General features: G+C 61.0%; 8 protein-coding genes. 1 reads left to right on the top strand and 7 read right to left on the bottom strand.

Going from position 1 to position 9,408, the window contains the following annotated elements:
• Positions 1-44: 44 nt before the first annotated feature.
• The 3 genes from AC1D35_RS18795 to AC1D35_RS18785 form a co-directional block, all read right to left on the bottom strand.
• Positions 45-1,505, bottom strand: a complete 1,461-nt coding sequence (locus tag AC1D35_RS18795) for an MFS transporter (RefSeq protein WP_477939487.1) — start codon at positions 1,503-1,505, stop codon at positions 45-47.
• A gap of 63 nt (positions 1,506-1,568) precedes the next feature.
• Entirely contained in the window at positions 1,569-2,405 is an 837-nt protein-coding gene (locus tag AC1D35_RS18790; RefSeq protein WP_477939485.1) for an alpha/beta fold hydrolase, read from the bottom strand.
• A gap of 13 nt (positions 2,406-2,418) precedes the next feature.
• Complete coding sequence (locus AC1D35_RS18785) at positions 2,419-3,579, bottom strand: FAD-dependent monooxygenase (protein ID WP_113307952.1); 1,161 nt, start codon at positions 3,577-3,579, stop codon at positions 2,419-2,421.
• Between the two features lie 108 nt (positions 3,580-3,687).
• Here AC1D35_RS18785 and AC1D35_RS18780 point away from each other — a divergent pair, with 108 nt between their 5' ends.
• Positions 3,688-4,620: a LysR substrate-binding domain-containing protein gene (locus tag AC1D35_RS18780; protein ID WP_113296896.1), complete on the top strand. Its 933-nt coding sequence runs from the start codon at positions 3,688-3,690 to the stop codon at positions 4,618-4,620.
• A gap of 5 nt (positions 4,621-4,625) precedes the next feature.
• Here AC1D35_RS18780 and AC1D35_RS18775 read toward each other — a convergent pair whose 3' ends face one another.
• The 4 genes from AC1D35_RS18775 to AC1D35_RS18760 all read right to left on the bottom strand — a co-directional run bounded on the left by AC1D35_RS18775 (position 4,626) and on the right by AC1D35_RS18760 (position 9,385).
• Complete coding sequence (locus tag AC1D35_RS18775; RefSeq protein ID WP_477939483.1) at positions 4,626-5,438, bottom strand: inositol monophosphatase family protein; 813 nt, start codon at positions 5,436-5,438, stop codon at positions 4,626-4,628.
• A gap of 20 nt (positions 5,439-5,458) precedes the next feature.
• Positions 5,459-6,499, bottom strand: a complete 1,041-nt coding sequence (locus tag AC1D35_RS18770) for a LacI family DNA-binding transcriptional regulator (RefSeq protein ID WP_477939481.1) — start codon at positions 6,497-6,499, stop codon at positions 5,459-5,461.
• Positions 6,500-6,993: 494 nt separating this feature from the next.
• On the bottom strand, positions 6,994-7,299 hold the full coding sequence (locus AC1D35_RS18765; protein ID WP_112546130.1) for a hypothetical protein: 306 nt from the start codon (positions 7,297-7,299) through the stop codon (positions 6,994-6,996).
• A 190-nt stretch (positions 7,300-7,489) separates the two neighbouring features.
• The gene (locus tag AC1D35_RS18760; protein ID WP_477939479.1) at positions 7,490-9,385 is read right to left on the bottom strand and encodes an ABC transporter ATP-binding protein; all 1,896 of its coding nucleotides are present in this window, start codon (positions 9,383-9,385) and stop codon (positions 7,490-7,492) included.
• Between the last annotated feature and the right edge of the window lie 23 nt (positions 9,386-9,408).

Below are 9,408 nucleotides of genomic sequence, written 5' to 3'. Positions count from 1 at the left end.
GGCACTTCTCTCCATGGAGCGTGCAGGGCACGGGGTGACGGCACCTAGGAGGATATTTCCTCGAGCTTGCGTCCACCGGTCTCGATCATCTGCGTTGCGGCCAGCGCGCCGATGACGGCGACGATCCCGAACATGATGAAGACCGAATTGATGCCTTGGGCGCCGACCATGTAGCCGACCGTCATCGGACCGACGGCCGAGGCGATGCGCAGCCATGATGTGGCAAGGCCCGTTCCGACCGCACGCATGCGCGTCGGATAGATTTCCGGCGTATAGAGATAGAGCACGGCATTGACGGAACCGACGACGCCGTAAGCAAGCGTTGCAAGTAGAATGAGTGACCAGAGACTGTTTGCCCCGCCGGCGGCGAGCGCCGCCAGCAGAACCGCGCCGACGAGGAAGGAAGCGACGGCCCAGGTGCGCCTTCCGATGCGGTCGATGCAGAAGGCGCAGGCAAGCAGGATGACGACCTGGGCGACATTGGTCATCGAGGCTGCTCGCAGCGCACTCCCGAGTTCCAGCGAATAGACGGTGTGATAGAGTGTCGGCATCCAGTTGTTCAGGCTGTTGGCGACAAAGAACGAACTTGCCCAGAGGATCCAGGCGACGATAGTGCGCACACGGAAGGTCGGTGACAACAGTTCCCGCCAGCGGCTGCGTGGCCGCGGTGCGGCGGCCTGGCTCTGACCGCCGAGCGCCAGTGTGGCTTCGTTATAGGCGCGGTCGTCGAAGGAATAGCCGGGATCCTTGCGCCGCGCACTTTCCTCGGCCTGGCGGATCACCTTTTCGGCTTCGTCGAGCCGGCCCTGGCCGATCAGCCAGCGCGGCGATTCCGGCAGGCGGTACAGCAGATAGGCAATCAGCAGGCCGGGAATCCCGCCAAGCAGGAAGAGCGATTTCCAGCCGAAGACCGGCACGATCAACGTGCCGACCTGACCCGTCACCATCAACCCGATCGGGAAGATCAACTCGTAGAGCATGAAGTTGCGTCCGCGACCCTTGGCGCGCAAAAGCTCGCTGATATAGGTCGCAGCGACGGRCATTTCGCCGCCAACCCCGATACCCTGGATCAGTCGGCAAATGAACAGCATCCGGAAATCGCCGACCAATATGCAGGCCAGACTCATGACCGACATGAGCGCGGTCGCGGATGCAGCCATGTGAACGCGGCCGAACGTCTCTGCAAGCCGGCTGAAGAGCAGCGCGCCGACGAGCTGGCCGATATAACTTGCCGCGATCATCCAGCCGATCTCGGCCGGCGTCAACGCCCAAAGCTTGATCRGGATCGGCAGGACAAAGGCAAGCGAAAGCGCATCGAAGGCATCGAGAAAAGTGGCGCTGCCCATGACGATACGCGCCCGGCGATGCCAGGACGTAAAGGGGATCGCTTCGAAACGCGCGGTCAAGACCGCTGCGCGGCCTGGCAATCGCATCTGCTGCGGGCCGTCTTGCGAGACTTCACCTGCAGCCGAGCCAGCGACCAGTATGCTATTGTTATCGTGCATATCATCCTCCCAGATCGGCACGGTTAAACAGGCTGGCGGCGCCTCCTTGCCGCCAGCTTCGCCCTATTTGGCGGCAGCTTCAATCATCATGCCGATCGCATCCGCGATGACATTGCTGCATTCTATCGGCGTCAGATGCCGGGCGCCTGGCAGGATCGTCAGGGACGCCCCCGGGATCGCCTCTGCAAGCTGGCGCGCACTCTCGACAGGGGTTGCATAGTCCTCTTCGCCGACAATGACGGAGACCGGGAAATGGAAGCCGGGAAGGGCGCTGCGAAGATCGGCATTGCCGAGCATGATGCAGGTCGCTTCATAGGCATCGAGATCGTTGCGGACAAAGATCTCCATCATCTCCCGGATCTTGACGGGGTTTTCCGCCCTGAATCCGTCTCCGAACCAGCGGGTCGCCTGGAAGGCCGCCATCGAGGCGAGGCCTTCGGTCCTCGCTTTTTGAGCCCGCGTCCGCCATTCTTGCGGGGCCTTTTCTCCATACCAAGCGGTAGTATCGATGAGGATCATCGCAGAAACCCGTTCCGGGTGATGGGCGGCGAAGGCCTGCGTGATACAGCCGCCCATGGAACAGCCCGCAACCACCACTTGGTCCCAGCCGGCCTTGTCGAGAACCTCGGCAGCGTCGTCGGCGAAGCGCTCGATTGCGTTGGAAAGGGGGGCACGGCTACTCCAGCCATGCCCCCGGCAGTCGATACAGATTATCTCGGCCTGTCCTTCCAGTCTGGAGACGACATCCGTCCAGATGCTGCCATCAAGGGCAAGCGAATGGATCAGCAGCAGGCGCGGCTTTCCCGGCGTGCCGTACCGCCGGAAGGCGATGGTTGCGCCATCCGAGACGGTCACGAATTCATAGTGACCGTCCATTGCGCGGGTTTCTTGCTTCAGCATCTTGCCGTTCCGCTCAGCCGGCCATTGCCAGGTCATTTTCGCCGACCAGCGGCACGTTCCAGGCGTCATAGCCGTAGAGCCATGTCGTATCTTCGTTGCCACCCGACATCCATGTATTGGCGCTGGAGATCGCCTGGATGCGAGACGTGCGCGGCTTGCGGTTTGCCTCGTAGCGGCGGAAGGCGCCTTCGATGTCGTCATTGTCGACGGCCTCGAGGCAGCGTGCCAGCACGGCGGCATCCTCGATGGAGGTTGCGGCACCCTGGGCCATATAGGGCGTCATCGGATGGCAGGCGTCGCCCAGAAGCGCAACGCGGCCATCGCTCCAGCGTGGCAGCGGTTCGCGTTCGAGAATTGCCCATTTATGGCAATCCGGGCAGGCGTTGAGCACCATCTGAACTTCCGGATGGAAGCCTTCATAGGCGGCGCGCAACTCCTTGACGTCGCCCTTTGACGACCAGGATTCGGTTGTCATCCAGTCGGCCGACTCGGGAACACTGGTGACGAAGTAGAGCGAGCTCCGGTCTGCTGCCGTATAGTAGATGACGATGTGCCGGTCGAGGCCCCACCACTTTGTTCTGGAGGGTGCAATCGTGCCACCGTTCATCAGGCTGGCATCGAAGACTGCGCGATAGGCGATGCGTCCCTTGTGGAGCGGCGCGTCGGGACCGACGATGGTCTCGCGCACCAGCGAGTGAACGCCATCTGCGGCAATGACCGCATCCGCTTCGACCTTCGTGCCGTCGGCGAAGGAAAGGCTGACGCCCCCGTTTTTCTGATCGAGGCCGATAAGCTTCTTGCCGAGATGAACGATCTCGGGCGGAAGCACTGAATAAAGCGCCTCATGCAAGTCGGCGCGATGCATGCAGAGGAACGGCGCGCCATAAAGATCTTCCGGCATCGGCAGCTCGCGCTTGATCTCGCCGGTGTCCCAGACGCGGTTGAGGTGGGAATAGGGTTCGAAGGCAATCTTCTTGAGGCGATCCAGCACGCCGATGCCGCGCAGGACATGCGACGAATTCGGCAGCATCTGAATGCCGGCGCCGACGCGCGCAAATTTCGGCGCCTGCTCGTAAACCTGGACATCTATGCCGACCTTGCGCAGTGTCGCCGCTGCGGCAAGGCCGCCCATTCCGGCACCAATGATCGCGATTTTCGGTTTGCTCTTGGCCATGTCGTCTCCTCCGTGTCGGTCAAGTTGGGACGAGCCTAGAGGCGTGACATGTGCATGTAAAATATTTATATTGTTCAACACTTAAACTCAAAAAGTTCTAGGTTACCGATGGAACTCAGGCATCTCAGATATTTCGTGGCCGTCGCGGAGGAGGGGAGCTTCAACCGCGCCGCCGAGCGCCTGCATATCCAGCAGCCGCCTCTCGGCCAGCAGATCAGGGATCTCGAATATGAGCTCGGCGTCTCGCTGTTCGACCGGTCTCCCCGCCGGGTCGCCCTGAACAGTGCGGGCGAACTGTTCCTGCAGGAGGCACGCGATATCCTTCGGCGGTCGCAGTTGGCGGTCGACAATGTGCGCCGCTTCAGCAAAGGCGAAAGCGGCCGGCTGTCGGTCGGCTTCACCAGCTCGGCCTCGCTGCATGTGCTTGCGCCGCAATTCCTCCAGCAGTTCCGCCGCGCCTTTCCGCTTGCCGAGATTGTGGTCGAGGAGAGCGAGACCTATGAGCTAATCCTTGCCCTTCAGCAGCAGCGCGTCGATGTCGCGCTGCTGCATATCGATGCGAAGCGCTTTCCGGAGCTGACGGCACGGGCTCTCTCGGAAGAGGACATGCTGGTCGCTATCCCGCGCGGCCACCCCTACGCCGAGGCGGAGGGTGAACCGCTGACGCTCGGTATGCTCCACGATGTTGATATGGTCGTCTATCGACGCACGGATGGACCCGGGATCTTCGAGCGCCTGATGGAAACTTTCCGCACAGCCGGTGTTACACCGCGGATCGTCGATGAGGTCTCGCGAATCATCGCTGCCATCAATCTGGTGGCCGGCGGGCGCGGTCTGACTGTCGTGCCGGCATCGATGCGGGTGCTGCATCGGGAATCGGTCGTCTATCGGCCGCTCTTTCCGGGCGATCTGCCGCCGCTACCGCTCTATGTCGCCCACCGCGCCGACGCGCGCCTTGCGCTCATCCGCAATTTCGTCGATCTGACGGAGAGGATCGCATCAAGTTCATCCCCGACCAGCGAGGCTGGGCGAACAACCTAGTAGGTTTAGGCCAATTCATCCTGCAGAGAACGGCCGACGAGCGTCAGGAGATCGTCCCTTACCCCGGGCGCTGCGGCGATGACCGGGCCGCCGGTCAAAAGTGTTCCCTTGCCGGGGAAGGCTTCGGTCCAGCCGCCGGCTTCACGGATCATCAATAGCCCGGCCATGCAGTCCCAGGCGTTGATATGCGGTTCGTAATAGCCGGCGAGCCGGCCGCAGGCGACCTGTGCCAGCATCAGTGCGCCGGAGCCATTGCGGATGAACATGCCACCGGCTTCCAGCAGCAGGTGGATGAAGATCGAGACCTGCTTCAGCGGGATGCGGAAATTGGCGCCGACGCCGAGAAGGCCGGTACCAATCACCGTCGCCTTGTCGATGCTGATCGCATTACCATTCAGGAAGGCGCCTTCGCCTTTCTTCGCCACGAAGAGATCGCCTGTCGTCGGCTGGCAGATAAGGCCGAGCACAGTCTCATCAGCCTTCATGACGGCAATCGAGATGCACCACTGGTCGATGCCATGCACGAAGCAGCTCGTGCCGTCGATCGGATCGACGACCCAGAGATAGCCGGAGGGACCGTCCGCCAGCCCTTCCTCTTCACCGAGCACGCCGTCATCCGGGAAGGCGGCGGTTATGCCGTCGCGGATCATCGCCTCTACGGCCTTATCGGCCTGGCTCACCACATCCTGGCCGTTCAGCTTATGGCCGGTTTCGAGCGAGGCGAGATCGGAGAAGTAGGAGAGCRCCTTTCCGGCCGCATCGAGGATCACGTCTTTGGCAAGCACGAAGCGGGCATCATCAGGAAATTCGCAATGCATGGGAATCTTTCGGACAGGAATCAGGGTCTGAAGCTCTGGCGGATGACGAGCTCAGGAATGACGCGTTCATACCCCGGCGGCAAGTCCGGATTTTCGAGGCGGCGCTCCATCAGTTCGACGGCACGCAGCGCCATGACGAGCGGATCCTGGCGGAAGGTCGTCAGCTGGTAGCTCAGCCAGGATGCCTCTGGAACATCGTCGAAGCCGATGATGGCGACATCCTCGGGAATGCGCAGTTTCATCTCCTGCCGCACGTAGTCCATAAGCCCGAAGGCGATCTGGTCGTTGGCGCAGTAGACGGCATCAGGGTGCACGGATTTCGAAAACAGGGCGCGGCCGGCGGTAATGCCGCTCTCATAATCCGAATCCGCGCCGCGACCGATGAACACGTCCGCACCCAGACCTTCTGCCGTCGACAGGAAGGCGCTTTCGCGCTCGATGATGCTCGGTGTGCCGGTGTTGGAGCCGGCGACTGCCAGGCGTCGTCGTCCGGTTTCGAAGAAAACCGCTGCTGCCTTGCGGGAGGCTTCCGAGTTACCCGCGCGCACGTGGTCGGCATCCGGTTCGGAACGGCCGATGACCACAAGCGGCTGGCCGTTGCGCTGGGCAAGTTCGAAGAAGCTTGCTGGCGGCGAACCGGAGAGGATGATGATCGCTTCGGCACGGTGACCGATCAGCATCTTCTGAGCGGCCAGCAGTTCGTCCTCCGTCTGGCCGGTATTGATGAGGATCGGAATGCTGCCGCGCTGGATCAGGAATTTGGCGAGGGCGGCGGCGAGATGCGCGCGGAAGCCGACTTCCGGCTTGGTGGCGACGATACCGACGAGGCGGCTCTGATTGGCCAGCACGCCGCGCGCAAGATCGTTGACGTGGTAGCCGAGTTCCTCAGCCGCGCGCAGCACCTTCTCGCGCGTCGCCGGCGCAACGCTTGCTCCCGGCGTAAAGGTGCGCGATACGGCCGAACGGGAAACGCCGGCAAGTTGCGCCACCTGTTCGGCGCTCACGAAGCGCATACGCTCCTTCTTCGGCGTCTTGACGTCGTTCACCGGACCATCAGTCATCGGTTTTCCCTCAATGTCTCACGCACGACAACTTCCGTCTTCTGAAACCGCTCGACAACGGTCAGCATTGAAAACCAGCGCTGGATGAGCCGCCGAAGGACGGGTGATGAGATTCGGCAATCCCCGCCGGCACATATATAGAGAGCGATGGTAGCAAGTTGACATGGGTCGCGGAGCGGGTTGCAACGTTCTGCCGTTTCAGGAAATCGTCCCGGTTCATTTCTCTGCCCGTTGCATTGGTGCAATCATGTCGCACAGCCATGCAATTGCCCAGGCCGACACCTAACGGCGGTTCTTTGCAGGCAAATGACAGATGAGGATTTTCCGCTTGGCTGGAATGGTTCGCAGCTGATGTCGCTGGCAGCTCTTGTCAATTGCTGGAAAAGTACGGCCGGGATTGCAGCTGCAATCCCGGCCGAAGGGGCGAGAGGCAGCGGCGATAACCAAGGATCAGGTCAACGCCGCTTTAATGCATCAGGCGCTTCTCGAAGCCACTAGTCGCAGACCCGTACGGTTTCGGTATGATAGCCGCCATCATAGCGGTTGCGGACGTCACGATCCTCGTACCAGCACCTCGGCGGCGGTGGGCCTGCATCATAATAACGGGGGCCGTCGACATAGCGGGGACCGCTGTTGACGATGGCGCCGCCGATCAGACCACCGACGACACCCGCTGCCAGTCCGCCGGCAATGGCACGGCCGGTGTTGTCGTGGTGATGATGGTCGCGTGCGGCAGCAGGCTGAATAGCCGAGCCCACAAGGGCCGTCGCAATCAACAGACTGCTAACAATTCTCTTCATAACATTCTCCTTAGTCGCAAATCGCCCCTATAGAACATAAAATGCTCCACGGGGGCGTTTGTTCGTTCAAATCTTGCACCTTTTGAGGCAAGCCCCCCGGAAACGGCGCGTAGGGCCTCAATTTATGTTTTGCACTGAAATCCTCAGGGCGAATTCGGCCGGGTCAAACGCGCAATCGCAACTGCCGGCATCAGGTAGCCGATTCCGTCGCCGTCTCTTCCAGCACATCCTCGGGAATATCGTCGAAGGATGCATAGTTGAGATTATAGAGCTTCGAATAAAGCTTGCCGTTCTTCATGAGTTGGTGGTGATTGCCGCTCTCGACGATTTCGCCATTCTGCAGCACGATGATGCGGTCAGCTTCCCGGATCGTTGCCAACCGGTGGGCGATGACGAGGCCGGTCCGGTTTTCGAGCAGCTTTACCAGCGCCTTCTGGATCAGCATTTCGGTATAGCTGTCAATATTGGCCGTTGCCTCATCGAGCACGAGGATCTTGGCATCGGCCACCAGCGCGCGGGCAAAGGAGAGCAGCTGGCGCTGGCCGAGCGAAAGATTGCCGCCGCGCTCTCCAAGCATGCTGTCATAGCCGAGCGGCAGGCGCATGATGAAGTCATGCGCGCCGACGGCCTTGGCGGCCATGATGACCTGTTCCCGTGTCGCTTCAGCCTTGTGGTAGCGGATATTTTCGAAGACGGTGCCTGTGAAGAGGAAGGGTTCCTGCAGCACCATGGCGATCTGCTGGCCGAGAGAATCCTGTGTCAGCTCGCGCACGTCGTGCCCGCCGACCACGACCTGTCCCTGCTGCACTTCATAGAAGCGGTGGATCAGCGACATACAGCTCGATTTGCCCGATCCCGTCGGGCCGACGAGAGCGACCGTCTCGCCGGGATTTACCCTGAAGCTCACATGTTTGAGCACCGGATGCTTCGGATTGTAGCCGAAGACGACGTCGCGGAACTCGACCGATCCGTCCATATCGGGCGACAGCACCTTGGCGTCGGGTGCGTCCTTGATATCGACGGGCACGTCAAGCACATCGGTCAACCGCTGGCCAGACGCCATGGCGCGCTGCATGACCGAATATTGCAGGGTCAGTGAGCGGATTGGGTCGAAGAAACGCTGAATGTAGAAGAGGAAGGCGACAAGCACGCCGACGTCGAGCGCCTGGTTCAATACGCGCGAACCGCCGACAACGATGACGAGCGCCATGGCGATACCGGTCAGTGAATCGACGATCGGGACCATGACCTGGGCGTACCGCGCCGCCGTCAGATGCGTCAGCAGGTTGGCATGCGCCTTGTCGTCATAGAGCGTGAAGTTGACATCCTGCCGGTCCATGCTCTGGACCGCGCGCACGCCGTGAATAGCTTCCGCCAAGGCGCCGTTCGCCACCGAATTCGTCTCATGCGCGGCCATGAAGGATTTGCGCGCAAGCGGCAGCCAGAAGAGCCGCACGATGAAGAGCACCGGCAGCACGGAAAGTGTCAGCAGGCCGAGCTTGAAATCCAGATAGAGCATCACGAAGACGATGCCGAACAGCAGGAAGATATCGCCGACCGATAGCACGCAGGTCTCAAGGAATTCCTGCATCGAATTTACGTCGCCCTGCAGGCGCGACATCAGCCGGCCGACTTCCGTCTTGTCCATGAAGGACAGTGAAACGCGCTGGAGATGCGAGAACATGGCCCTGCGGATATCGAAGAGCACGTTTTCCGCCACGCCGCCAACCAGTGTTTCCTGAAAGTAGCTGGCGCCGTAGTTGATGAGGATGGCGATCAGGAAGGCAACGATCGCCCATGTCAAAGCCGAGCTGTTGGTGTCTGGCTGCATCCCATGGTCGATGGCGTAGCGGATGATCAGCGGGATCATCAGCTGCATGCCGGTGAAGACCAGCACTGAAATAACCGACAGAATGACGTCGCGCCGGTAGGGATGCACAAAAGCCCAGATGCGTTTGACGATGTTGGAATCGAAGACCTTGCCGAAAATTTCCTCTTCGACGCGCTGCGACCCGACGACCGCCCGCGGCGGGCGTCTGCCATCCTCGCGAACATCGGGACGTTCGGTTTCCAGTTCCTCGGCCATGTATTTCCTCCAGCGCCGGTTTC

The sequence above is a fragment of the Rhizobium sp. P1_E6 genome (genome assembly GCF_056405875.1).
The sequence above is the reverse complement of the archived record's forward strand: the minus strand, read 5'-3'. Positions and strand labels throughout refer to the sequence as shown.